Source organism: Mucilaginibacter sp. OK268 (assembly GCF_900103125.1).
Lineage (GTDB): Bacteria > Bacteroidota > Bacteroidia > Sphingobacteriales > Sphingobacteriaceae > Mucilaginibacter.
Map to the genome: position 1 here is coordinate 668753 of NZ_FNJV01000003.1, position 25663 is coordinate 694415.

Genomic DNA, 25663 nt, shown 5'->3' on the forward strand with positions numbered 1-25663 from the left:
TATAAAAATTTGGCTGAGGGTAAAAATGCAAATTTTGATTGGAATTGCAAGCAATATAATTTACCCCCTAAGAGCTTGTTTTTGGATAATGATTAAACCAAGAAATTTCACACTTCTACAACGCAAAGCAAACATACTCATCGCCAGATTTACTGCCTATTTTTCCGCCACCGCAGGCTATTACCACATACTGTTTACCATCAATGGAATATGTTGCGGGGGTGGCATAACCGGCTGCTGGTAACTGGGCTTCCCAAAGTACCTTGCCTGTTTTTTTATCAAAGGCGCGGATCTTTTCGTCCTTAGTGGCGGCTATAAATACCAGGCCGCCTTTGGTTACCAGCGGACCTCCATAGTTTTCGGTACCGGTAATGGGGATGCCTTTTTTGGTTAGCTCGACGTACTCGCCAAGCGGTACTTTCCACAGTAATTTACCGGAAGTGAGGTCAATAGCATTCAGCGTACCCCAGGGTGGTTTTATGCCTGGATAACCATCCTTATCCAAAAAGCGGTTGTAGCCCGTCATGGTATAAGGCACTTCATCTACCATTTTCTTTTCTATTTTAGTGCTGGCTGTATGGTTGGCTGCGGGTTCTTTCGCTATTATTTTGGCTGCCTTGGCGTCTGGTAGTTTCAGCAAAAAAGCCAGCAGGGCCTTTTTATCGGCCAGCGCGATCTGTTTAAAAGACGGCATCATATTACGCCCGTTGGCGATGATCTGGCTGATCTGCTCCTCTTTATACTTTTTGCCGATATTCACCAGCGATGGGTATGAAGAGCCATTACCCTTCAACTCCGGGCCATGGCAGCCGATGCAGTTTTTATTATAGATAACCTGCCCCATGCCTTTTAGAGACTGGTCATTGCCGCCCTTCGGCACATTGATCATCACCTGCGCCCAGGGCATCTCGGAGCAATTGATATACATGATCTTTGATTCGGCATCAACAGCCGCGCCACCCCATTCACCGCCGCCATCAAAACCCGGGAATATCCAGCCGCCCTGTTTGCTGGGTGGGGTAAACATCAGCCTGTTTTTAACCTGGTTATACTTCTGCAGCATATCCTGGTGTGTTTCGGGCGAAAGATCGGTTACATCCTCCGGGTTAAAGATTTGCCTGGTAAAAGGCACCGGTAAGGTAGGGATAGGCTGGGTAGGCCAGGCTTGTTCGCCCGGCAATGCCATAGTGGGTACAGGCTTCTCCTCGATCGGGAATACCGGTTTGCCATTGGTTCTGTCGAACATAAAGATATAGCCATGCTTGGTGATCTGCGCCACGGCGTCTATCTGTTTACCGTCATGGGTAATGGTCACCAGGTTGGGATTGGCAGGTAAGTCGCGATCCCACAGGTCATGATGTACTACCTGGAAATGCCATTTGAGCTTTCCGGTAGCCGCATCCAGCGCCAGCAGGGAATTGCCGAACAGATTTTGCCCTTTACGGAGACCACCATAAAAATCGCCGCCTATGGAGCCGGTCGGAATATATACGATGCCGCGCTTTTCATCCAGCGACATACCCGCCCAACTGTTGGCACCACCAAACTTTTTCCAGGCAGCGGTATCCTGCCAGGTTTCATATCCCTTTTCGCCGGGATGCGGAATGGTATGGAAGATCCAGCGCATTTTGCCCGTACGCGCATCATAAGCCCGGATATGACCAGGCGCGGCATCGGCAGATTCGGCTACGCGTGTCCCTACAATGAACAGGTCATGATAAATCACACCTGGGGTAGTACCCGCTACAAACGACTTGGTTTCACGACCCAAATCTTTAGTGAGATCGATATATCCGCCCAATCCAAATGATTTTACAGGTGTACCGGCTTCGGCATCAATGGCATACGTTTTAGAACCTACACTGTAAAAAATGCGTTTTTCACCACCTTTACTGTTTTGCCAGTAGATCACTCCCCTGCTTACCTTGTAATAAGCCATCGGATCGTTTTTACCACTGGTATCCACACTTGCCGGGTCAAATATCCATCGCTGCTCGCCTGTGGCGGCATCCAACGCAAATAACTTCAATTTCGGGCTCGTACCATACAGCATCCCATCAACCACAATAGGGTTGCATTGGTTCTGGCTCCGATTGGCAGTATCCCTATCCTTCGTGCTGAATGTCCAGGCTACTTTCAGCTGTTTTACATTATCTAAGTTGATCTCCTCATTTGATGAATAGCGATTTCCCTCTTTAGTACCTGCATAGGTTTGCCAGCCGCTGTAAGCTGTTGGCGGCGCAGCTGGTTTGTTTTTGCAGGAGCCGTAGACCACTGTAAGCAGGCCTAACAAAGGGATAAGCTTCATTTTCATGACGATGTTTTATTTTTTCACCAAGCTCGCAGGAGCCACTTCATGGCTCAGCAGCTGACCAAACAATTCCCAGCGTTTTTGGGGATCTTTGGCTGTGCCGCCGCTACGTTCAATATAATTTTTTACCAGGTCGAGCCCGTAGTTATAGTTGATCACATAGCTGCGGTATTTTTTGATAAAGCTGAGCGATTTATCGGCGGTTTCATCATTCATCAAACAGTATTTGGTCAGGTAATTCCGGGCTTTATCGCGCGACATGGTATTGTTAACCAGTCCCCTTGCGGCTTCGTTACGAGCGTAATTCAGGTTACCTTTGATAGCCAAAGCCTTGAAATACAGATCGACACCGGCGGTATCCAAACCGGCTAGCGGCAGCAGCACGCTTTTGGCAAATTTCACTTTCTCATCACCGGGGAAAGCCATCTCGATACCGTAATTGGCGCTCCCTTCAGCAATTAATGATTGCGGACTGAACAGCGGATACAGCGAGATCTCCACCCAGCCTTTATCGCGGTATAAATTCTTCTCCAGCAGCATATTATACACATGATGACCGGGATAACTTTCATGACTGCCCACGTCAATCGCCCTGTCGATAAATATTTTCAGATCGGTATTGATCTGTACGGTACTTTTGTAGCCGCCCTTGTACCAGTTATAACCGCTCCAGGGTTTGTTGGTTACATATTCAAGCGTAAAGGTTTCACCGGCAGGCAGTTTATAGTGTGCCAGGGTGCGTTTGCGGGCCTCGGCTATGGCGGCTTTGATCACCGGGTCGAGTTTATCTTTGGGGATGATGAATTTATTGGCCAGTTTCTGGAAACGATCATTCACGCGGCCTTTGCCGGGTAAAATACTGTCCAGCTGCGCTATCTGGGCCTTGAAATAATCCTCGGTATAAACCGGGGCAGTTACGCCGAACAGTTCGCGGGATTCCTCGTCAAAAGGGCGCTCCTCACCAGAAAAAAGGCGGATCCGGCGACTAAAAGCCAGCAACTGATCAGACATCCATTCGGCACGCAATTTATTGGAATCCACTATAGCTGAGGTCTCTACCGACCTCAATTCATTCATCAAAATATTGGCATCGGCCAGCAGGCTGTCCTTCGGGAACTCCTTGGCAGGCTCGGTTTTGGGTTTGAGCGAATCGGGACCATAGTAGGCATCCACAAAATCAGAATCATACTGACCTATGGTAAGACCCAGTTTCACATATTTAACAGCCAGGCTATTAAGTTTTTGATTTTCGCGGTCGCGGGCAGGATCGACATTGCACGAGAGCATAAACAATATAGGTGCAAAAAGCAGTAATTTCTTCATGGTAGATTTTCGGGGTGATGTAAAAGTGGAACAAGATAATAATTCCATTGTTTATAAAATAAAAAACACCGGATTGGCAAGGCCAGAACTTTTTAAAGTCTTAATTTTAACACTTTTTTACACAAAAACAGGGTAAAAACCGATCAAAAAGCACTCGTTTTTCATTCAAAACACCCGATTTTAACACTTTTTAACAAATTTCAACAAAGTTTTGAAAGGTTTAAAAAGTATTAAATATTTGATTATCAAATAACTACCCACTAAATGATCGATTTTGGGGCTTGTTTTTCCTTTAACAAAACAGCCCGGTTCTCTTGGGTTAAGAGTACCGGGCTGTGGTTTGTATAAATATACGAAAAATTGTTGGGATGCGTGGTGGCGACCTCACCCAACCCTCTCCAAAGGAGAGGGCTTTAAAATACTTTTTTTTAAATCTCCACCTGCGGGGGAGATTATTACATGAGGGCTTCGCCGTTTAGAGGGGGTTTTACGCCCAGTTAAAATCTACCTCCCGATTGTTTAGTTTCCATTTTTGGGGTTGCATGTTGTCCATCCAGTCCAGGGGTTCACCGATGGGTTGTACTTTGGCGGCCCGGGCAAAGGCTTGTTTTATGGCCGCTTTCTGTTCTGTGCCGAGAGCTTCGGGTTGGGCCGATATAAATAATGGGGCACCACTTCCGGCCAGCAGTTCCAGCCATTGTTTGTTGCGGCTCCAGGCAATGTCTGTGGTCAAGCCTACACAATCGCCATCCACGGCGTAAAATTTATCGTGCTGCGGCAAACGGAAAGCCAGCGTATTCACCCCCATTTTACGGGTACGCTCCCATTCGTGGCCACTGGTATCATCGCCAATACGGCACATCTCAAACACGCCTGCCGATAAATGGCTCATGGTATTACAACCGATAACGTAAATACCATCCCCGGCAGCCTGGCGGATAGCGGCATACAGATCGTTGATGATCTCGGCGGTGGTTTTGCTGCGGTCGTTAAAATTCCAGCCGGGCGCAGTGATGCTGTCCTTCATGCTGCCACCCCATCGGCCCGTAATATCATAGGTGCTAAAATCATGTTTCACCATATCATACCCCCATTGCTTGTACACATCAAAATTATGTTTGATGCGAGCTATGTTCTCGGGGATGGTAGGATCGAGCACGGGATTTTTGGGATTATCACGACCGGAGATCTTTGGCGCGAGCAAACTGGCTTTTTCATCATGACGGGCACAAAGCGGGCGCATCCACAAACCGGGCCGCATGCCCAGCTGTTTGATCTCGTTGGCCAGCAGGTGCATGTCCTTGAATTTATCGTTAGGCTTGGAGAAATCATCGTTCCAGCCGCCATCTCCCGGCAACAAGGGCGAATAAGTTGCCCAACCCGCATCCACTACCGAAAAGGGGCGGTTATGCGTATCGGTCACCAGCTCGGCCATCATGGCTGTTGTTTTTTTGATCAGATCAAAGGAGTTATTGCCATAGGCAAAATACCAGTCGTTAATACCATAGGCGGGCTGCTTGGGCAGGCGCGGATTAGGGCACATCATACCGCAAAACCTGCGGGTGGTATAAAAAGCGTTTTCGTCCGAGCGACCGTTTGTAGTAATAATATCAGCGGCATGCAACTGACGCGTACCTAATAATACCCCGTTACCGCCGGAATGCGTATCTAAAGTAAGTTCCAGGCTATCATTGGTCAATCCCCACCAGCAAATACTTTTACAGCCGGTTTTTACGCCGAAGCAGGCGGTTTGTTTATCGTCATGAATAATCACATACCAGGGGTTTTTAACATGATCGGGATTGGTTTTCCATTGGAGGTCGCCATAGGAGCGTTCCCAATGATCACCCAGGAATTTGGAATTGGGCGACAAGTGATGTTTCCATTTCAGGCGCACCGCATTAAGCTGCTGTGTTGGCGAGCTAACCAATACGCCTTTGGCATTGCCAGTGCTTTTAAAACTAACGCTGATATCTTTATAGGTAAAGGCATTGCCGTTTGTACCCTTGAGCTTAAACCATTCCTCGCCGGATTGTGCCCAGACCTCGTCGGGAGCGTTGATAGCGGTGGTTTGGGTTGAGGTAGCATGGGTGATCCTACTAAAGAGTACAGCTGCGGTGGCCGCTGAAGAAAGTTTTAAAAAGTGTCGTCTTTGCATAGTTGTAAATTGGTATTACAACGTTACTAAAAGGATTCAGCTAATAAAAATATTTTGGGCGGAAAATAAAAAAGGCTGTCATGCTGAGCACCGTCGAAGCATGGCGGGCAGGCCTCTGCGCTCGACCCTTCGACGGAGCTCAGGGTGACAACCCCACTGTTTTTTTAGTTCCCTCCCCACGGGAGGGGTGCGGAGGGATAGTGTTGTGGCAGGGAGGGGTTATATGCGTGATGCAAGTTTACATGGTTATGAAACCCCTTCCTCCCCTTCCCGAGGGAAGGAATCGCACAGAGCCCTGGCTTTTAATTGGGTGTTATGCTGAGCGACTACAGAGAATTAAAACAAAAAAGAGACGCATGTGATGCGTCTCTACGATTAATTTTTGTAGAGACACATTACATGTGTCTCTTTGTTGAATTTAACTATACTGTATCCTAAACTCCGTTTGCTTATCAGCTACAGTCTTGAGGCTGAATTCGAAACCATGGTTGAGCAATATCTCACGCACCAGGGTGAGGCCTATGCCCTGTCCATCTTTTTTGGTACTGAAAAATGGGGAGAACAGGTTGGCATGTTCAGCAGAGTTAATACCCTTGCCGGTATCCGTGATCACCAACAGGCGCTTGGCAGGGATGATGGTAAATTTCACTGTACCTCCATCTTCTATAGCCTCCACAGCGTTTTTTACAATATTGATGAATGCCTGCTCCAGTTGCTGCTCATCGGCCTGGATACGGATCTCATCAGCGGGTAGTTCCATTTCAAATACCACGTTATTTTCGCGGGCTTTGGCGCTCATGAGCGTAGCTACCGAATTGATTATTTTTTGCAGTACGATGGGTTGCTTGTTGGCTGGCGGCAGTTTCACCAGGTCGGCAAAGTTGCGCATAAAATGGTTCAGGTTCTGGTTGCGGTCCATAGCTACCTGCAAGGCATCTTTCAGCACATCAAACTCGTGCCCTTCCCAAAGCTGATCGGTATGCATGGCCGATTGCATAATGGAATTTACCGGCCCAATGGTATTATTCACTTCATGCGCCATCATCCTGATTACTTTGCCATAAACCTTTTTCTCGGCAGCCAGGATCTCGGCGGTCAGGTCCTCGATCATGATAAAATGCCGGGAGAATCCCCTATCCACAAAGTGCGATTTTTGCAGCTTGAACGAGCTAATCCCATCAACCCTGGCCACTACCGTTTCGCCTGATTGTAGTTCCCTGATCTGTTGCATCAAGGGGTGGTCGAGTTCATAAATGGAGTACCCTTTCAGGCTTTCTTCGGTAACCGACAGTAATTGCAAGGCCTTAGGATTTACCTGCTGGATCCGGCTGTCATAATCCAGGATAATGATGCCCGTTGGCGAAGTGTATATCAGTTTCTCTAAAAAAAAATGCTGCTGCTCCTGCATGGTACGTTCCTTTCTTAACTCATCCATCATCCGGTTATACACCTCAATCAGTTCATCAACCTCATGTTTACCCGTTGATATCAGTTTTACGTTAAAATCCTTGTCCTTAATGGCATCTACGCCCTGCATCAATAGTTTAAGGGGTTGTATCAACTGGCGGTAAAGCTGCCAGGCTATAATGGCCGAAATGATAACAACTACTTCCGAGGCGATGAAGAATATTTTGTTATCGCTGAAAATAAAGTAAGTGAGCACCAGCGTTAACAGGTGCAGTATAACTACAAATAAAATATATTTAGTCCTCAGCTTCATCGTAAGGGATCTGGTATTTATCTAAGCGGCGGTACAGTGCGCTGCGCGTGAGGCCCAGCGCGGCGGCGGCCCGGCTTATTTTATTTTTATGATGATCCATAGCACGTTTGATCATCTCTACTTCCACCTCTTCCAGCGTGAGGGTACCTACGCCAGGCAGCTGCATATTACCTTTTTTTACCGGCGAAAGCTCCAGCTGCGAGCGGAAGTCATCAATACCCAACTCATCCTTTTTACTCACCAGGATGGAGCGTTCCACCAGGTTTTTGAGCTGCCTGATATTGCCCGGCAGCGGCAATTGCTGCAGCCATTTCATGGCACCTGGCGCTACGGATAACTTTGGCCGATTGTAGATATCCTTTAAGTTATTGATAAAAAACTCCACCAGCAAAGGGATATCCTTCGGCCTGTCGCGCAGGGCGGGCAGGTAAACTGTGATAAGGTTGATGCGGTAAAGCAGGTCCTCGCGAAAAGTACTCTTGCTCACCATTTCGTTGAGATTTTTGTTGGTGGCACACACTATGCGCACATCAACTGTTTTGGTGCGACTGCTGCCCAATACCTCATAGGTACGATCCTGCAATACACGCAGCAGCTTTACCTGGCTGCTGGCATCCAGATCGCCAATCTCATCCAAAAATATGGTGCCTTTGTTGGCCATTTCAAAACGACCGATCCTATCAAACCGGGCATCGGTAAAAGCGCCCCGGATATGGCCAAACATCTCGCTTTCAAACAGTGAGGTACTGATACCACCCAGGTTCACTTTGATAAATGGCTTGTTACGCCTCAGGCTGTTTTGGTGGATAGCTTCGGCAATCAACTCCTTGCCGGTGCCGCTTTCGCCCATAATGAGTACTGAGGCATCTGTTTGGGCCACACGACCAATGGTTTCCAGTATATCCAGCATTTTAGGGTCCTCCCCTATAATATGCTGAAAGTTATAGCTTTTGTCGAGCTGTTTGCGGGTACGGTGTTCGGCCTTATTGCCTTGCAGATCGAGCAGGGTTTTAACGGACTGTACCAGGTGCTCATTACTCCAGGGCTTATTAATAAAGTCGCTGGCGCCTATTTTCATACCGGCTACGGCCAATTCAATACTGCCCCAGCCGGTTATCAGTATCACCGGTATAGCGCTGTTGATCTGCTTTATTTTGGCCAGCAGATCAAGGCCTTCCTTACCCGAAGTATCTATCGAAAAATTAAGATCGAGCACGATCAACTCCGGGTTTTGCTTCCGGATAACTTTCAAAGCCTCGGCCGGGGTTTCGGTACATTGTACCTCGTAACCTTCGCCTTTCAGCAACAGCATCAGCGAGGTACGTACCGCTAAATCATCATCAATAACCAATATCATAACAGCAGGTTAATATCGTAATTATTCTTCATGTAAAGCCACTGCCGGATAAATTGCCGCGGCCTGCCTGCCCGGATATAAGGAGCATACAAATACAAGTAAGTAAATGAATATGATAGCCAGCAACATAGCAGAAATATAAATCCCTGCCGACAGATCAAAAACATTAAGCAAAGGGAATTGCACAGCAAAAAATGATCCCACAATTAAGGATAAAGTAGCCAGGATCATGGATTCATAAATAAGCTGCGACGATACCGCATTGCCGCTGGCGCCAACTGCCCGGCGTAAACCTATTTCGCCCCGGCGCTGGTTAATATTATACCAGAGTACACCAAAAAGCCCCAGCGCAACGTTAATGACCAAAAAACCTCCCACTATGCTCAGCACAATCATGGGTATCAACGTAAAGTAATTGATGCTTGTACGTTTATTAGTCAGATGCTCTATCTCTATGTTTGAGTCTTTCATGTAATTGGCCATGGTTTTATATAAGCGTCCCTCAAAGGCAGCACTGACACCTGGTACAACCTGCACCATAATCTTACCAAACCAACGGAGCGAACCGGTGTCTGCCCGTTGATAGAGCCCTAAACCAGCAGGTGCATAATCGCCTTTCACTTTAATACTTTGTACTACCCCTATCACCCTCATCATTTTATCTTTATCATCACCATTAACAATTAATTGGCCTACGGCAGTTCCCTTACCAAACAATTGTTCTTTAGTGTCACTATTGATCACGATAGGCTTATCTTTAGCGACTACATCAGTTTTGTTAAACCAGCGCCCCTCCAATACCTGCATGTTCATAGTAGCCTGGTAACTGTCATCGGCCGTATAAAAGTTCATATGGTAGAATTCTTTTTTATGATAAGTGACACGGCCTTGCGACATATTATTGCTAAAAGGGGTATTAAAGCTACAAAAGCTCAGTTCCCGCACCTCGGGCATGGCTTTGATGCTCTTGCGTAAAATTCCATAGTAGTTATTAAGCGAGTCGGCATTTTTTGTTTGGTAAGCGTTGTTATAGCTTATTACCCATACGTTTTGATACTCAAAACCCATCGGTTTTTTATAATTATCGTAATAATACACCAGCAGTGTAAATACCGCGAACAACACCAGGAACGAGAATAACATCTCGGTCATGAGCAAAAAGTTCTGTTTCTTTTTGTTCCAGATCAGTTTAAATAAATGCTTAAACATCATATCGTGATTTAAATGATTTAATAATATTTATTGCGCCTTTAAAGCGGTTACTACATTGAGTTTTGACATGCGCCATGCCGGGTAAACCCCCGATAGCAGGCCAAAGAAAAAACAAACCAACAAGCCAATACCCAGCACCGTAAAATTGATGGACAGTACCAGGTTGGGGATCAAATGAAAACTATTTATAACCTGGATGGCAATGAATGACAACACTACGCCAATAAGTCCGCCCAGCAACGTAAGGATAATATTCTCTACCAGAAACTGGTAAACCAGCGTACCGGATGATGCCCCAAACGCCTTGCGTACACCAATTTCTGATGAACGCTCCATGATACGGGTAATATTGATATTCACCAGGTTAAGTGTGGGTAGCACAGTTACCAGCAAAACAAATATGGTTATGATGATAAGTACAATGGTTACACCAGACATATTATCGTTACCGGTATTTACATAACTCCTGAAGTACGACTCGGCATGGCTGCTCATTTTGTTGTATTCCTTACTTTCCATAGGTATGCGGCGCATCATGGCATCGTATTCATCGCTCATGCGCGGTACATCGGTTGTTGAACTGGCCAGCATTACAGCGGTAAAATCCCCCAGATACCCACGCCCTTTTTTGTAATCGTTTTTTGATACGGTGTAGGGCAGATATATATCACTGTACAAATTATAACTGGTTATCGGTACGTTTTTCACTACACCAATTACCCGGTATTTTACATTATCGGCCTCAATATATTTACCAATTACAGATGGGATATCGCCAAAGTATTCACTTTTCATGTCCTCAGATATCACTGCTACTTTATCTGCATTATCAATCTGTAGTTTATTGAAAGCTTTGCCTTCGATAAAATCATACTCCATAATGTCCCAGTAATCGGCATTGGTGTATTTGTAGTTTACAGCCAATTTTTTATTGTTGACATAAGTATTGGTGCCTGCAAAACTTGTGGATATGCCCAGTTTAACGGGCGTTTTTAAGCTCCCCACAAAGTGAGTTAGAAAATAATAAGATGGGGTGCTGGAACTTTGTCCGTCTTTACCTGATTCCTGAAGGCGTGTAACATACAGCGAACGATCGCGTTTCCTGTCGGGGTAACTGTCGCCTACAACCTTGTCGATAAAAGAGGTAAGCACCAGCAATATGGTGAGCGTAAAACTGATACCAAACAGACTGATAAAGGTGAAGAATTTTCTGCGCCTTAATACCGCTATGGCTATTTTGAAATAATTTTTAAGCATGATCTAAATTCTAAACGATTAATTACTGAACCTGCGAACCATCGAATAAGCGCACCAACCGGTGAGTTTTATGGGCCATATTTTCATCGTGTGTTACCATTACAATAGTTGTACCCTCGTTGCGGTTCAGGTTGATGAGGATGTCCATGATCTCGTTGCCCATGGCGCTGTCCAGGTTACCGGTAGGCTCATCGGCCAAAATAATTTCCGGGCGGCCCACAATGGCACGGGCTATAGCCACACGCTGTCGCTGCCCACCCGATAGCTGCGTAGGGAAATGCTTGATACGGTTAGATAATCCTACTTTCTCCAATGCTTCGGTAGCCAGCATTTTGCGTTCTTTGGCTGTTGTGTTACGATATAACAAGGGCAGCTCTACATTGTCCAACACCTGCAGATCGTTAATGAGGTGATAGCTCTGAAAAATAAAACCCAGTTTCTGGTTCCTGAACTGCGCCAGTTGCTTGTCAGACAAATGATCGGTCTTTTGATCGCTTATCTTGATATCGCCTTTTGATGGTGTATCCAGCAGGCCCATGATATTCAGCAGCGTACTTTTGCCGCAGCCCGAAGGCCCCATGATTGATAAAAATTCACCTTTGGCTATATCAAGGCTGATGCTGTTGAGGGCCAGTGTTTCTATAGTGTCTGTACGGTACACTTTTTCGATGTTTTGTAAACGGATCATATCTTTTTAATTTTGAATTATTGATTTTTGAATTAGTGATAAGGTTTAGATTAATTATTGAATTACTGATTTAGTGAATTATTGATTTATTTTTATTTTTTGACTTCTAACTTTTGACTTAAATCTACTGATAGCTAATCTTATGGTTGCTTTCAAAATCATATAATGACAGCTGGCGTAGCTGGTAATAGGCTCCCCAGAAATCCCGGAGCGAGGTGATATAATCGCGCTTGGCCGCATCATTATCGCGAAAGGCTATACTCAGGTCGGTAATGCTCAGGTCGCCCAGCACGTAGCGTTCGCGGGCTATTTTGTATTTTTCTGAGGCTATGCTGTCGGCCTCGGCGGTATACACCAGTTGTTCCTTCATCATATTAAAAAGCGATACCTGTGTAAATATTCCCTGCTTAAAATTTTGCTTATCCTGCTCCACCGTGTACTCCATAAGTTGTTGGTTGGCCAATGCTGTTTGGGTACGTGATTTTGACCTGCCCCAATCCAATATAGGTACAGACAGCGTTAACTGTATTATCTGTTGGTTTTGCGGATTATTATATAACCCCGGGATACTGCTGGCCGTATTTGAAAAACCCAGGTTAGCGTTAAGGGTGGCTTTCAGGCCGGTTTCGCCTTTAGCTTTGGCCACATCCCTTTTGGCTTCGGCTATACGCCTTAAAAAGCCTATAGCGTCTGAGCGGTTGGCATAAGCCTCGGCCAAAACTTTGTCTGAGGTAACGTTCATCTGGCTGATATTTTCTGGTATCACCAACACAATTTTGCTATCATCCTCCTGCCCTATATAGCTGCGAAGATTAAGGGTAGTAGTTTCTATATCGCGTTTGGCGGTACCTACGGCTTTTTTGGCATTAATGAGTTCCAGCTGCAATTGTAATATTTCATTTTTTGACACCTTCCCTAACTCAAATTTGATATTGGTTATCGTCATTATTTTTTGAGTGTTGGTATAGTTGGTTTCGGCAATGTGCAAGTTAACTTGTGCCAGCAACAGATCAAAAAAATAACCCTCAACCGTAACAGCTATATTTTCCTGGTCTTCAATATACTTCTGTTTACTCTCGTTGTATTTTAGCGGCTCAATTTTTTTATCCCACTTGAGCTGGTTAAACTGAAAAAGCGGCTGTGTATAAGCAATACTATATGGAACACCATTATATAATGCATTGTGCCTGTCGAAATCAGTAAAACGCTGCAGCTGGGTTCTGCCGTAAATGGTGCCACCTGTAGCGGTAATGCTCTGGCTAAAATCAAGCTGCAATTGTGAATTATCATTATGCACAGGCTGAAACAATATGGTACCATCGGGCTGAAACACCTGTGAAAAAGTTTTTTGGTAATCGGGCAAAGTACCGCTCAGCGCCAGCTGCGGCTGGTAGTTTGATTTATAGGTGCGATATTCCCAGTATTTGGTTTCGCGTAAGGTAGCGGCCTGTTTGGCGGCTATAGAGTTTGCCTTGGCCATTTCAACCACCTGCTGCAGGGTTAGCCGCAGCGTATCGCTGTTACTGCGGCCAAATGCCCCTGCGCTCATGGTCAACAAACTTATGATGTATAAAATTTTCATTCTGTTATTCTAAGCGTCGTTGCTTCGTGCCTCGCAATGACGTGTCTCTTTATCTTAATTATTTATCGTTATCTCCTGGGAGTTTTTATACTCGCTCATATCCGAAGTGATCACCACGTCGCCGGGTTTTACACCATCTTTGATCTCCACGAAATCAAAATTGGTGAGACCGATGTGAACCGTCCTGCGCTCGGCCTTTGCACCATTGATCACAAAAATATCCTGGAGCGACGATCCCTTAAATGCCGGACCGTTAGCCACCTGCATCACTTTGCTATGCGTTGCGGTTACCAAAAAAACATCCACTTTCATGTTGGGCCGCAGCAGCTTGCTAGAGCGGTCGTCCAGCTGGATATCAAAAGAAATAATACTGTTTTGGATGGATGGCGATACGTTGCTAACATGCCCGCGCAGTTGGTTATCATTAAACCGGATGATGACCGGGATACCCGCGTGCAACTGATCAACCGAATTATCGGATATGCTGCCCTGTACCTTAAAGCTTCCCAAGTCCGCAATGCGGGCCAGCGTTTCGCCCTCATGTATATTGGCGCCTATGTTTTTGTTTACATAGGTAATAACCCCTTTGCGGGTGGCCACTATATTGGCCAGTTGCAGTTTGCGTTGCAGGGCCTTCAGATCGCTTTCCTGTATGGCGGCGGCAATCTCCGCCTCTTTGATCTCGATCCTCATGGTTTGCTGCTTATTTTTGATCTCGTTCTCCAGTTGTTTTTTCTCCAGCTGGGCCACTTTCAGGTTAAGCTCAGCCTGTTCAATATTTTCGCGGGTACCACCTCCTGCTTTATACAGGCGTTTGGCATTTTCAACCGCATCGGCCAGGTTGCTGATGTGCAGTTGCTTGATATCATTGTTGGACTGGATATCATAAAAACTTTTACCCAGATCAAGCTTCAGTTTACTGATCTCGTTACGTTTTGACTCCAGCTGAAAGTTGAGCTTGTCGTATTCCGTTTGGGTAGCGGTTTTATCAAGGGTGATAACGGATTGGCCCACATTCACCTTATTGCCGGCATCCATCAGCGCGTTTTTGATGGAGGCATTGATAGGACTGGTGATGATCTCTTCAAATTCGGGCAAAACTTCGCCGGTAGCGTTGATGGTATTTTCGATATTACCAACCTGAACGGCGGATGCTGTAATTTGACTCCTGTTTATTGACGACTTGATGAATCCACGTAAAACCCAGATCAGCAGCGCCATAACAGTTATAACTGCCAGACCTATGATCATACCCTTTCTACGTTTTTGTGTGGTTACTTCAAGGGCTATTTCCTTATCCATTGTTATACATTTTTGGATAAGGATTTGCAAGAGCTATACCAATATCAATATATTGACTATCAGCATATTATGAATTTTTAATTTTCAAAAAGTGATCGATTCCGGACATTTTTAATGATAATGGACAGATGGGGAGGTACGGGGAGAGAGTTGGGAGATTGCTCTTTTGTCATCCTGAGGAACGAAGGATCTTCTTCGACATGCCTCACGAAGAAGATGCTTCACTCCGTTCAGCATGACAATTTACTTTGTAGTTCGATAAAAACAAAAATGTCATCTCGAACGAGGTACGAGGAGAGATCTTTTGCGCGGGATATGCTAATCGCAAAAGATTTCTCACTATCGTTCGAAATGACAGGGTGATAACTCCTACGAAACTCAAAAATCCGAGTAAGCGGCGGGATACAGAAAAATAATATCCGCGTGCGATACATTGTTCTGATATTCGGGTTTGGCGACGAGGCTTTTCCAGTAAGCATCATTGCTAAAAGTTTCCCAGTGTTTGTCCCTGTCTGCTTTGTTGTTAAAAGTGGTCATGTACATGAGGTTGGGCATACGACTGCCCGCGATCACCTCCGAATAGAATACGGCATTAAAGCCCAGGCGTTTAAATAATCCTACCTCATCGCCTACATTAAACATGCGTACTTTGTTAAAATTATACTTTTCGGTAGCACTTTCGTAGCTGCGCAGCTCGTAAACCCTATCGGCTTTGGCGCCTGTTAAATTGGGTACAGCCGGAGCGGGCATACCCGGGAAAGCCTGTAATACGATGGTTTCTATACGGGTATACGGCGCATCTTTATATTCGGCATTAATATAGTCGTCACCATCCGTTAGGTATTCGGTATCGCCTTGCAATTTTTTGTCGATCCCCATCAGTTTATCAAAAGTGGCAAATGGTGTAAAAACATAGATACGCATATCGGCGGTATCCTGCTTCACCGGTTTAAATACGCCTACGTTTTTTATACCCGCCCGGTGCATAGCCGGTACATAAGCATGCTCCAGGTAACGTTCAATCCTGCCTTCCTGTGCCGTCGTCTTGTAATGATATATTTTAAGCTGATAATAAAACCTTTTAGCTGCCATAGCCGAAGAAGCCGACAGGCCCAGCATAAAAAATAATATCAACGCAAACAGTGAATAGCGGGTTTGGTAAAATGATTTCATGAGTTTATTAAAATGGTAAAGATAGTTTCAAATCTGATAATTTTTTGTGTTTTTTCGATGGAGATTGTCACAATTTTGAGGGCATTTATACCCTGATACCGCAAGCACTATTTATTGACTTCCTTATCGGTTTCCTTGCGTTTTTTATAAAGTACACCTAATTGAATACAGAGGTAACCCAAAAACAAAACTGCAGCCATTTCAAAAAAACCTGCCGCTCCATAAGTTACAGTTGTTGAACCACCGTATTTACCATATAACGTTCCACCGATAGAGCTTCGGGTAAAAAGTGAATAAATTCCCATCCCAATCAGTAAGACCATCGTGAAAATAAATACAAATCGTAGTTGTCTTTCTATTATCAATGGTTTGCGCGCCTCTTTCATTATACCTAAGATAAGAGATTGATTTCGAATAGCTCTTGCAAAATCTATAGAAAATATGACAACAAAAAAGCCTGTAAGCTTTTCGCTTACAGGCTTTAATATTTCAAATCAGGTAAGCGATGTTACAACTCGCGTACCCAGATATTTCTGAAGCTAAGCGGTTCGCTTTTATCGCCGTGTGCCTGTAATTTAATTGGGGCGGCGCCGTGTTTTTTACCTTCGTAAGATGCTTTGCCAATGTATTGGGTTGGGCCCCACAGTTCAAAGTTATTTTCAACTAAAACTCCGTTAAAGAACACGGTAGCTTTGGCTGCTGATTTTAAAGAACCATCCTCGTTAAAAACAGGTGCGGTCCAAACTACATCGTATACGTTCCATTCACCTGGTTTGCGGCCAGGGTTGGCCAATGGGATAGCCTGTTTGTACAAGCTGCCTGCCATACCGTTAACATAAGTTTTGTTGTTGTATGAATCTAAAACCTGTAGCTCATAACCTGCATCGCCCTTACCTAATGATGCCAGGAAGATACCGCTGTTACCGCGGGCCTGTCCTTCGCCAGTAATGCTAGCTGGTACGCGCCACTCAATATGTAACTGGTAATTGGTGAATTTTCTTTTGGTTTCGATATTGCCTTTGCTTTTATCTACGGTTAAAATACCGCCTTTAACCACCCATGTTGCCGGTGTTTGATCGGCAACAGAAACCCACTCGTCCTCATTTTTGCCATCAAATAAAACAATAGCGTCAGACGGGGCATTACCCAATACTTTTCCGGGAACAACAACTTTGGGTATCGGTTCCCAGGTTTCGGTATCTTCTGGTTTTGCCTGCTGCGCGTTAGCTACAAAAAAGCTTCCTGCTAAAAGCGCTGTTAATACAATTGGATATTTCATATCAGTATTATAGTTGGTTTTTAAATTAGAATCAAGAGTTAAGAGTCAAGAATCAAGACTTAAGAATAATAACAGGCCAATTTTTACTTTAGACTACCTAATTTTTTCTTGATTCTTGGCTCTTGATTCTTGTCTCTCCTTACACGTGTAGTGTATTTTTTAAGTACGACGCACTTTTGGTAATACTCACATACGGATCGATATTGGTATAGTTTTCCTGCTCAACAATAAAGTGTTTAATGCCGGCAAGTTTCGCTTTACCTAAAATGGTTTTAAAATCAATGTCGCCGTTGCCAATTTCGGTATTCAGGTTGGCATTGGTTTTATCACGATCTTTAATGTGTACAAAAGTAAAACGGCCCGGGTGTTTCTGGAATATAGCTACCGGATCCTGGCCTGCACGAACTACCCAATAAAGGTCCATTTCCATATTCACCAGCTTAGGGTCGGTATTGTTCAGTACTACATCATAAAAAGTAGTATCGCCAACCGGATGCCATTCAAAATTATGATTGTGGTAACCCAGTTTTAAGCCTGATGCTTTGCAGATCTCGGCAATCTTATTCATCTTATCGGCAACAGCTTTACAGTCGTCAACCGTTTTGATGAAATTGTGGTTCAACGAAGGGATAATGATATATGTTTGACCGATGGTGTTGGCTACTTCAATGTAAGCTTTCAGATCGTCGGTTTTACCTTCGCCAAAATACTGATCAAGACCGTAGTGGCCGCTTGGCGTGCTCAAGCCATTATCTTTTAACAGCTGACCAAAATCTTTACCCTGTAAACCCCAGTAACCGGTTTGCTGATTAAAGCCAAAGGTTTCTACTTCTTTGTAACCGGCTTTGGCAACCTGAGCTATTACCCCTTTTACATCTTTTGGCAGCTGATCGCGCAGGCTATATAATTGCAGCCCGACACCATTAGTGCTTTTGGCCGATAGTAAGTTTGGTTTTATCATCACACCTGCCGCAACTAATCCGGCTTGTGCTAAGAATGTTCTTCTGGTTGTCATGTATAGTTATTTGGTTAATGTATTTATTAGAGCAGCTGCAAACCATAAGGTTTAAACATCGCAGATATGTACCGCTTTACGTAAAGAAGCGATATGATCCGGCTGCTTCGGAATAAATTCCTGGGCTACAAAGCCTTTATGGCCTACGGCTACAATAGCTTTCATAATGGCAGGGTAATATAATTCCTGTGTATCATCAATCTCGTTACGACCAGGTACACCACCGGTATGATAATGCGCGATGTATTGATGATTGTCGCGGATGTTGCGGATCACGTCGCCCTCATCTATCTGCATGTGGTATATATCATACAGGAGCTTAAAGTTTTCGGAACCTAATCTTTTGCAAAGTTCGGCACCCCATGATACACGGTCGCATTGATAATCTTTATGATCAATCTTGCTGTTCAGCAGTTCCATCACCAGTACCACGTTGTGTTTCTCGGCAAGAGCCACTAAAGGCTTTAGGCCTTCCACACAATTGTTCCAGCCGGTTTCGTTATCCTTACCCCGACGGCTACCGCTAAAGCAGATGAGGTTTTTATAACCTGCAGCTGCCACCTTCGGTATCATTTCCGAATAGTTTTTCTGTAACTGGGCATGAAACTGCTTGTCACCAAAACCATCGGTCAGGTTTATTTCGGCGCCGTTACACATGGATGAGTACAGACCATACTTTTTCAGCGTAGGCCAGTCGGATGGGCCAACCAGGTCGATCCCCTTGATGCCGATATCTTTGGCAGCTGCACAAAGTTGCTCCACCGTTATATCACCATAACACCAGCGGCAAACCGCATGGTTAATATTTCCTTTAAGCGTATCAGGTAACATTGGTTTATCTTGTTCGGTTGATGTAAATGAAGTAAGCACGCCCGATGCTGTGATGGCAGCGGTGCCTGCAAGCATGTTTTTGATAGCCGATCTCCGGTTTTGGTTTGATGCCATTGGTTTAGTTATTAGTTGCAGATTCGTTAATAGCTACGTTATCTTTTTGATCTTTAAAGAACAATACAAACAGGATAAATACTACGGCCGCGATACCGGCAGGTATCAGCCATATCATTTTCCAATCGTGCCCGGCAGGGCTGTTATAACTGTCGGAAATTAATCCGGCAATATAAAACCCGATCAACATACCAACGCCATAGGTAGCCAGGGTTATCATACCCTGGGCAGCGCTTTTATATTGAATGCCGGCTTTTGAATCTGTATAGATCTGTCCGGAAACAAAGAAAAAATCATAACAAACGCCATGAAGCGCGATGCCTATAATCAGCAGGAAGCTCAATTCGCCGGCGTTACCGTAAGCGAACATCGCATACCGAACAGCCCATGCCAGCATACCCACCAGGATCGTTTTTTTAAACCCGAATTTCTTAAAGAAAATAGGCAAACAAAGCAAAAACAAGACTTCCGAAGCCTGACCAATGGTCATTTTTCCGGTAGGGTTATCAACCTTAATGTCGGCTAAAAATGCGCCTGCATTCTGGTAATAAAACGCTAATGGGATACATATCAGGATAGAAGCTACAAAGAATATGGCAAAATTCTTATCCTTTAACAATTTCAAGGCATCAAAGCCTAATAACTGACCAACGCTTATTTTTTCGCCTTTGGCTACCTTAGGCGGAGTATTTGGTAACGTGAAACTGAATAAACCTAAAACCAGGGAGGCAATTCCTGCCATCAGGAAGGTATTTTTTAAAAAGCCCTGTGCAATACCATTTTGAGAATCCCAGTGGAACAAATAGCTGATCAATATACCCGCCAATATCCACCCTACGGTTCCCCAAACACGGATAGAAGAAAACTCTTTCTCCGGATCGGTCATCTGATTAAATGAAACGGAATTTACCAGCGCCAGCGTTGGCATATACAGCACCATATACCCCAACACGTATGGATAAAATCCAGCTACATCCGGGGCCTTGTACATCTGGTACATTAATACAGCACCCAAGATATGCAGTATACCTAATATTTTTTCGGCGTTAAAATACCTGTCGGCAATTAAGCCAATAATAAAAGGCGCGATAATAGCTCCCCATGATTGGGTTGAAAATACAGATCCGGCCTGAACGCCTGTGGCATGCAATGTTTTGTCTAAAAATGCGCCCAGTGTTACAAACCATGCTCCCCAAATAAAAAATTCGAGGAACATCATGGCAGAAAGTTTTACCCTGATTCCAGTGGTCATAGTTGTTTTTTAAGAAGATAAAATCAGGTTATTTTTTCAGAGACAAAACGTATTTAACCATTTCTTTGGCATCGTCTAATGATACGGTTGGGTGTGGTGTCATCGGGATATCTCCCCAGTTACCTTTACCACCGTCAATAACTTTTTTAGCCAGAGTTTCAATGTTGGTTTCGGTAGCCGGGTATTTAGCAGCCACATCCTGAAACGCAGGACCTATAATTTTGGTATCCACTTTATGGCAGGTATTGCAATCAGCTGCCGCTATTAAACTTTCGCCTTTAGCTGAGCCTGCTGATCCGCCTGCCGCTTCTGTACCTGTTTTTGCAACAACTGTATCAGCATTAGCATCAGCAGCTTTTGCGGTTTGGTTTGCCGCGCTGGTGCTGTCGCTACCACCTTTAGTTGATGAATTACTGCCACATGCTGTTACTACCGCGCTGATACAAAGAATAAAAAAAGCCTTTTTCATGAGTGTTTTTTGTTTTTTTAATAATAACCTGACAGGGGCATATCTGTTTTAGCTTATTACTCCTGCCGGTTTACTTCTGTTTTTTTGGTTGTGATTAACTAGGGTGAAAAATACAATTTTTTATCATAATCAGTGTACTTTTTACACGGTAACTGTGCTTAATGGTTCACTTTTTTTCTTGCCGCGCATGTAAAACACCAAAGCGGCAAAAGCAACTATCAATGCCACAGGGATAATGAGGGTAGTATTTAGCACTTCAGGACCGGCGGCTGACCGGGCAGCATCAAAAGCTTTAGCCATATCCGTACCTGCGGCTGCCGACCGATAGGCGTCCAAACTGGCACCTGCCGGAAGTTTCTGAGCCATAATAGTATCATAATGGCCACCCATAAATATCATATAAATAGATACCCCAAACATGCCTGCACCACCCATCAGGTTTAAACCGACGGCTCCTGTGCGTGGCAGGTTTTCAGCCACAAAACCTATCATACATGGCCAGAAAAAGGCTACACCCAATCCAAAAACAACGGCTGCAAAATAAATGGCATCACCGTGCAAATGAATCATCAGGTAAATTCCCAGTGCCGATAAGATAGCCGAAATAAGCAGCACGCCCTGCGGAGCCAGGCGATGCACAATAGGAGCAGCAAACGCCCTGCCCAATACCTGTACCGATGCCACGAAAGTGAGAATCAGGATAGCATTGTCAGTAACTGTTTTGAACAACACATCCGTCCACTGATTGGTAAACAGTTCTGTTATAGCTGTACCAAACATACATATGATCATGAACAGAAACAACGGGTTCATCAATGACACATACATATCGCTTGTGCTTACGCCTGCAGATACCCGCTCTGTAACCGGGAATTGTAATTTGGAGAAAAGAAAACCATAAGCCAAGGTAGGGATGAGCATAATAGCAACTTCCAGCTGTGAGATCCAGTAAGGTTTTGGAGATACGCCATGAGCCAAAGCTTTATCCAGCCCAAATACGATCAACGTACCGATAACGATACCTGCCGGAAACCACAAGTGAAAGTGGTTAAGCTTGGTAGTTTTATTATCGGTATATAAAGAAGCCACCAAAGGATTACAGGAAGCCTCGACCGTGCCGTTGGCAATACCGATCATCAATGTCGAAAGGAACAGGGTCCAATATCCGTTGGCGAAAATAGTAAGCAAAATACCTATTAGATGAAAAACAAAAGCCGATACCAGCAATTTTTTCATGCCGATGATATCTACAATAAAGCCACCCACAATGATAGCTAATGGGAAGCCCCAAAAAGCCGTTGCAGCAATGGTGCCCAGTTCTGAGGCGTTCAAATGAAATCTGACACCCTGGTCGTTCAATATACCCGCGCGGATACCAAAGGATAATGATGTTACCAACAGGGATAAACAACTGGCCCTGAAAAGCTGTGTACGGTTAATGGCTTGCATTTAAAGATATTTAGGTTAAATTAATTGGTTAATTGGTATCTCAAATATAATGCTTTTATCATATGAGAATGCAGTCATGCTGAACTTGTTTCAACATCCCACATGCAGGATCTGCGTACAGCCTACCTTGCACGTGGGATCCCGAAATAAATTCGGGATGACTTCATTTTATTAGAGGGGGTGTTTATATCCCCAGCGTTTTCCTGTTAAAAGCTTCATCAGAACCTGACGCGGCGAAATCATCAAAGGCACGTTCAGTAACCCTGATGATATGATCCTTGATAAATGTGGCACCTTCTCTTGCCCCATCTTCGGGATGTTTAAGCGCGCATTCCCATTCTAATACGGCCCATCCTTTATAATCATATTGGGTTAATTTGCTGAAGATCCCTTTAAAATCAACCTGACCATCACCCAATGAGCGGAAACGGCCTGCACGGTCGACCCAGTTTTGGTAACCACCATAAACACCCTGACGACCTGTCGGGTTAAATTCAGCATCCTTTACGTGGAACATTTTAATGCGTTCGTGATAGATATCGATATATTCTAAATAATCCAAACACTGCAATACAAAGTGAGATGGATCATACAGCAGGTTCGCACGCTTATGATTGTTCACTTTTTCAAGGAACATTTCATAGGTGATACCGTCATGCAGGTCTTCTCCCGGGTGAATCTCGTAGCAAAGGTCGATGCCGTTGTCTTCGTACACATCCAGGATCGGTGTCCAGCGTTTGGCCAGTTCATCAAAACCGGTATCTACTATACCTGCAGGCCGTTGCGGCCATGGGTACACCATTGGCCAAAGCAAGGCGCCGCTAAAGGTAACAGAAGCATTAAGCCCTAAATTTTTTGATGCTTCTGCGGCATATTTCAGTTGTTGTACCGCCCATCTTTGTCTGGCGGCCGGGTTATTACGGTAAGCCTCTGGCGCGAAGGCATCAAAAAGCGAATCGTAAACCGGGTTTACGGCTACCAGCTGACCTTGCAGGTGGGTTGACAGTTCGGTTATTTCTAATCCGGCAGCGTTCACAATACCTTTGATCTCATCGGCATAGGTCTTGCTTTCGGCAGCTTTTTGCAGGTCGATAAAACGGACATCATTGGTTGGCAGCTGAACGCCTTTGTAACCCAGGCCCGCGGCCCATTTACAAATTGATTCCAAACTGTTAAATGGCGCGGTATCGCCTATAAACTGCGCTAAAAATATGGCTGGTCCTTTTATAGTTGTCATAATGTTTTTAAATAGAAAATTCGGTCCACTTTTTATCTGATTTGCCCGAGGCGATCACATTTTCAATAAATGCCATGCCGCGTACGCCTTCTTTTACTCCGGGGAAATCCAATTCTTCAGGTGTTGCTGTTCTACCCTCGATTCCTGCCTTAACGGTTAAAGCAAAGTTGCGATACAGGTTGGCAAAGGCTTCCAGGTAACCTTCGGGGTGACCAGCCGGTGTACGGGTATTATGCTGCGCGAACGAGCTGGTGTAACCACCGCCAGTGCGCCATACTTCCATGGGTTTATCGGTATACATTACGGTAAGGGAATTAGCATCGCTCTGGTGCCATTCCAATCCGCCTTTTTCGCCGTAAACACGTATTTTAACATTATTTTCTTCGCCGGCGGCAATTTGTGTGGCGGTTAGTACGCCGCTTGCGCCGTTGTTAAATTTGAGTAGTGCAGCGCCGTCGTCGTCTAACTTACGACCAGCCACCACAATATTGATATCGGCACAAATTTGTGTTACCTCTAAGCCTGTCACATATTCGGCCAGGTTAAAGGCATGGGTACCAATATCGCCCATGGCACCCGCAATACCGCTTTTACCCGGATCGGTGCGCCATGAGGCCTGTTTATTATCATCACCTTCCAGAAAGCTGCTGAGCCATCCCTGCGGATACTCTACATATACTTTGCGGATAGTGCCTAATTTTCCTGCTTTAATCAATTGTTTGGCCTCTTTAACCATCGGGTAGCCGGTATAGGTATGGGTAAGGCAAAATAATTTGCCTGTAGCCTTTACTATTTTATCCAGCTCTTTGGCTTCGGCTAAAGAAAAAGTCATGGGTTTATCTAACACCACATGAAAACCGTTTTCCAGTGCCATTTTTGTTGGAGCGAAGTGTACGTGGTTTGGTGTTACAATACTGATCACCTGTACACGCTCGTTCTCTGGCAGTTGTTTTTCTTTTTCGATGAGTTCGGTGTATGAATTGTAGATGCGGTTGGCAGGTAGCCCCAGTAACAAACCGCTGGTTTGTGATTTTTCTGCATTACTGCTAAAAGCGCCGCAAACCAGTTCATATTCACCATCTATGCGCGCGGCTATGCGGTGCACGGCGCCAATAAACGCACCCTGCCCGCCACCGATCATTCCTAATCTTAGTTTCATTCTTTTTAGTGAGTGGTTAATTCAATCGATTGGTGAGTGGTTGCATGAGCTTATAACCATTCTCCACTCACCTAATCAACTAATAACTAATTTTTTAAGTAGCCCAGGCTTTATCACCTTTTTTGTAGGGCACGTTGCCGTCATAATGTCCGGGTACAGCAATGTAGCGCAGGGCCTTGGTTGCACCAACTTCGGAGGTAAAGTAACCCAGCAGGGTTAGCTCTTTCATCATCCGGAAGTAATGGTTCGGATCTTCGGGCTTTTTGCTTTTGGTGTAGTTCTTTTGTTCGGCATCCAGTTCGGTAAGCAATTCGGTACGCTGTTTAGCGTCGGCTTCCATAAACGATTTGCTGAATTTTTTCTTGCTGGCCTCGTCCAAATCGGAGATACCTTTTACAAATACCTTCTGATCTTCGGGTTTATAGCAATCCTGAACCATCATGGCCATAAAATTGCCTATAGCGGCGGCTTTGGCGCCCGGTGTGCTGGTAGCAGGTAAAATGGTTTCGCCAATTTCATCAAATAAAGCTACGTTGTTCTCATCAAACAATTCGTTCACTTTTTTGGAGCTTGGTTTACAACCCGAGATAAAAAACTCAGCGCCGATTATGGTACCTCCCAGTATCAATCCAACCCTGCCTAAAGCTTCTCTTCTATTCATTTTATTTAGTGATTTATTGAATTAGTGAGTTAGTGAATTATTTTAGTTATTAAATTAGTGAATCTAAATATAGAATTAGTGATTGATAAAATCTGCTTTCCACAATCACTAATT

General features: G+C 44.7%; 21 protein-coding genes. All 21 read right to left on the reverse strand.

The window, feature by feature from the left end:
• Window positions 1–115: 115 nt before the first annotated feature.
• The gene (locus BLR84_RS13145) at window positions 116–2314 is read right to left on the reverse strand and encodes an outer membrane protein assembly factor BamB family protein (protein ID WP_255366932.1); all 2199 of its coding nucleotides are present in this window, start codon (window positions 2312–2314) and stop codon (window positions 116–118) included.
• 9 nt (window positions 2315–2323) lie between these two features.
• Window positions 2324–3634: a hypothetical protein gene (locus tag BLR84_RS13150; RefSeq protein ID WP_090468600.1), complete on the reverse strand. Its 1311-nt coding sequence runs from the start codon at window positions 3632–3634 to the stop codon at window positions 2324–2326.
• A 487-nt stretch (window positions 3635–4121) separates the two neighbouring features.
• Complete coding sequence (locus BLR84_RS13155) at window positions 4122–5792, reverse strand: alpha-amylase family protein (protein ID WP_090468602.1); 1671 nt, start codon at window positions 5790–5792, stop codon at window positions 4122–4124.
• 418 nt (window positions 5793–6210) lie between these two features.
• Window positions 6211–7512 carry a sensor histidine kinase gene (locus tag BLR84_RS13165; protein ID WP_090468605.1) on the reverse strand — a complete coding sequence of 434 codons (1302 nt, stop codon included), beginning with the start codon at window positions 7510–7512 and terminating at the stop codon, window positions 6211–6213.
• Window positions 7496–8869: a sigma-54-dependent transcriptional regulator gene (locus tag BLR84_RS13170; RefSeq protein WP_090468607.1), complete on the reverse strand. Its 1374-nt coding sequence runs from the start codon at window positions 8867–8869 to the stop codon at window positions 7496–7498. Before BLR84_RS13170 ends, BLR84_RS13165 begins: the two co-directional genes overlap by 17 nt.
• Before the next feature lie 21 nt (window positions 8870–8890).
• Entirely contained in the window at window positions 8891–10081 is a 1191-nt protein-coding gene (locus tag BLR84_RS13175; RefSeq protein WP_218128317.1) for an ABC transporter permease, read from the reverse strand.
• 27 nt (window positions 10082–10108) lie between these two features.
• A complete protein-coding gene (locus BLR84_RS13180) occupies window positions 10109–11338 on the reverse strand; it encodes an ABC transporter permease (protein ID WP_090468610.1) in 1230 nt (409 codons plus the stop codon).
• Window positions 11339–11360: 22 nt separating this feature from the next.
• Complete coding sequence (locus BLR84_RS13185) at window positions 11361–12026, reverse strand: ABC transporter ATP-binding protein (protein ID WP_090468612.1); 666 nt, start codon at window positions 12024–12026, stop codon at window positions 11361–11363.
• Window positions 12027–12150: 124 nt separating this feature from the next.
• Window positions 12151–13608, reverse strand: a complete 1458-nt coding sequence (locus tag BLR84_RS13190; RefSeq protein ID WP_090468614.1) for a TolC family protein — start codon at window positions 13606–13608, stop codon at window positions 12151–12153.
• 54 nt (window positions 13609–13662) lie between these two features.
• Window positions 13663–14910, reverse strand: coding sequence for an efflux RND transporter periplasmic adaptor subunit (locus BLR84_RS13195; RefSeq protein WP_090468616.1), 1248 nt, complete (start codon window positions 14908–14910; stop codon window positions 13663–13665).
• Window positions 14911–15288: 378 nt separating this feature from the next.
• Window positions 15289–16083: an NIPSNAP family protein gene (locus BLR84_RS13200; protein ID WP_143013896.1), complete on the reverse strand. Its 795-nt coding sequence runs from the start codon at window positions 16081–16083 to the stop codon at window positions 15289–15291.
• 107 nt (window positions 16084–16190) lie between these two features.
• Window positions 16191–16469, reverse strand: a complete 279-nt coding sequence (locus tag BLR84_RS13205; protein ID WP_143013897.1) for a hypothetical protein — start codon at window positions 16467–16469, stop codon at window positions 16191–16193.
• A gap of 122 nt (window positions 16470–16591) precedes the next feature.
• Window positions 16592–17362: a 3-keto-disaccharide hydrolase gene (locus BLR84_RS13210; protein ID WP_090468620.1), complete on the reverse strand. Its 771-nt coding sequence runs from the start codon at window positions 17360–17362 to the stop codon at window positions 16592–16594.
• Window positions 17363–17501: 139 nt separating this feature from the next.
• Window positions 17502–18377 carry a sugar phosphate isomerase/epimerase family protein gene (locus tag BLR84_RS13215; protein ID WP_090468621.1) on the reverse strand — a complete coding sequence of 292 codons (876 nt, stop codon included), beginning with the start codon at window positions 18375–18377 and terminating at the stop codon, window positions 17502–17504.
• 51 nt (window positions 18378–18428) lie between these two features.
• Window positions 18429–19322, reverse strand: coding sequence for a hydroxypyruvate isomerase family protein (locus BLR84_RS13220; protein ID WP_090468623.1), 894 nt, complete (start codon window positions 19320–19322; stop codon window positions 18429–18431).
• A gap of 4 nt (window positions 19323–19326) precedes the next feature.
• Window positions 19327–20574 (reverse strand): nucleoside permease, encoded by a 1248-nt coding sequence (locus BLR84_RS13225; RefSeq protein WP_090468624.1) that lies wholly within the window; start codon window positions 20572–20574, stop codon window positions 19327–19329.
• Between the two features lie 28 nt (window positions 20575–20602).
• Window positions 20603–21043: a c-type cytochrome gene (locus BLR84_RS13230; RefSeq protein ID WP_090468627.1), complete on the reverse strand. Its 441-nt coding sequence runs from the start codon at window positions 21041–21043 to the stop codon at window positions 20603–20605.
• A gap of 141 nt (window positions 21044–21184) precedes the next feature.
• The gene (locus tag BLR84_RS13235; protein ID WP_090468629.1) at window positions 21185–22492 is read right to left on the reverse strand and encodes an MFS transporter; all 1308 of its coding nucleotides are present in this window, start codon (window positions 22490–22492) and stop codon (window positions 21185–21187) included.
• A gap of 184 nt (window positions 22493–22676) precedes the next feature.
• Complete coding sequence (locus tag BLR84_RS13240; protein ID WP_090468631.1) at window positions 22677–23729, reverse strand: sugar phosphate isomerase/epimerase family protein; 1053 nt, start codon at window positions 23727–23729, stop codon at window positions 22677–22679.
• Between the two features lie 7 nt (window positions 23730–23736).
• Window positions 23737–24888 carry a Gfo/Idh/MocA family protein gene (locus tag BLR84_RS13245; RefSeq protein WP_255366935.1) on the reverse strand — a complete coding sequence of 384 codons (1152 nt, stop codon included), beginning with the start codon at window positions 24886–24888 and terminating at the stop codon, window positions 23737–23739.
• A gap of 94 nt (window positions 24889–24982) precedes the next feature.
• Window positions 24983–25549: a gluconate 2-dehydrogenase subunit 3 family protein gene (locus tag BLR84_RS13250; RefSeq protein ID WP_090468635.1), complete on the reverse strand. Its 567-nt coding sequence runs from the start codon at window positions 25547–25549 to the stop codon at window positions 24983–24985.
• Window positions 25550–25663: the final 114 nt, after the last annotated feature.

What these genes read in the sequence shown, in the direction of transcription:
- BLR84_RS13155 (WP_090468602.1), bottom strand. Translation starts at nt 5,792, where the DNA reads ATGCAAAGACGACACTTTTTAAAACTTTCTTCAGCGGCCACCGCAGCT.
- BLR84_RS13225 (WP_090468624.1), bottom strand. Translation starts at nt 20,574, where the DNA reads ATGACCACTGGAATCAGGGTAAAACTTTCTGCCATGATGTTCCTCGAA.
- BLR84_RS13150 (WP_090468600.1), bottom strand. Translation starts at nt 3,634, where the DNA reads ATGAAGAAATTACTGCTTTTTGCACCTATATTGTTTATGCTCTCGTGC.
- BLR84_RS13200 (WP_143013896.1), bottom strand. Translation starts at nt 16,083, where the DNA reads ATGAAATCATTTTACCAAACCCGCTATTCACTGTTTGCGTTGATATTA.
- BLR84_RS13230 (WP_090468627.1), bottom strand. Translation starts at nt 21,043, where the DNA reads ATGAAAAAGGCTTTTTTTATTCTTTGTATCAGCGCGGTAGTAACAGCA.
- BLR84_RS13210 (WP_090468620.1), bottom strand. Translation starts at nt 17,362, where the DNA reads ATGAAATATCCAATTGTATTAACAGCGCTTTTAGCAGGAAGCTTTTTT.
- BLR84_RS13240 (WP_090468631.1), bottom strand. Translation starts at nt 23,729, where the DNA reads ATGACAACTATAAAAGGACCAGCCATATTTTTAGCGCAGTTTATAGGC.
- BLR84_RS13175 (WP_218128317.1), bottom strand. Translation starts at nt 10,081, where the DNA reads ATGATGTTTAAGCATTTATTTAAACTGATCTGGAACAAAAAGAAACAG.
- BLR84_RS13220 (WP_090468623.1), bottom strand. Translation starts at nt 19,322, where the DNA reads ATGGCATCAAACCAAAACCGGAGATCGGCTATCAAAAACATGCTTGCA.
- BLR84_RS13215 (WP_090468621.1), bottom strand. Translation starts at nt 18,377, where the DNA reads ATGACAACCAGAAGAACATTCTTAGCACAAGCCGGATTAGTTGCGGCA.
- BLR84_RS13170 (WP_090468607.1), bottom strand. Translation starts at nt 8,869, where the DNA reads ATGATATTGGTTATTGATGATGATTTAGCGGTACGTACCTCGCTGATG.
- BLR84_RS13235 (WP_090468629.1), bottom strand. Translation starts at nt 22,492, where the DNA reads ATGCAAGCCATTAACCGTACACAGCTTTTCAGGGCCAGTTGTTTATCC.
- BLR84_RS13185 (WP_090468612.1), bottom strand. Translation starts at nt 12,026, where the DNA reads ATGATCCGTTTACAAAACATCGAAAAAGTGTACCGTACAGACACTATA.
- BLR84_RS13205 (WP_143013897.1), bottom strand. Translation starts at nt 16,469, where the DNA reads ATGAAAGAGGCGCGCAAACCATTGATAATAGAAAGACAACTACGATTT.
- BLR84_RS13145 (WP_255366932.1), bottom strand. Translation starts at nt 2,314, where the DNA reads ATGAAAATGAAGCTTATCCCTTTGTTAGGCCTGCTTACAGTGGTCTAC.
- BLR84_RS13245 (WP_255366935.1), bottom strand. Translation starts at nt 24,888, where the DNA reads ATGAAACTAAGATTAGGAATGATCGGTGGCGGGCAGGGTGCGTTTATT.
- BLR84_RS13165 (WP_090468605.1), bottom strand. Translation starts at nt 7,512, where the DNA reads ATGAAGCTGAGGACTAAATATATTTTATTTGTAGTTATACTGCACCTG.
- BLR84_RS13250 (WP_090468635.1), bottom strand. Translation starts at nt 25,549, where the DNA reads ATGAATAGAAGAGAAGCTTTAGGCAGGGTTGGATTGATACTGGGAGGT.
- BLR84_RS13195 (WP_090468616.1), bottom strand. Translation starts at nt 14,910, where the DNA reads ATGGATAAGGAAATAGCCCTTGAAGTAACCACACAAAAACGTAGAAAG.
- BLR84_RS13190 (WP_090468614.1), bottom strand. Translation starts at nt 13,608, where the DNA reads ATGAAAATTTTATACATCATAAGTTTGTTGACCATGAGCGCAGGGGCA.
- BLR84_RS13180 (WP_090468610.1), bottom strand. Translation starts at nt 11,338, where the DNA reads ATGCTTAAAAATTATTTCAAAATAGCCATAGCGGTATTAAGGCGCAGA.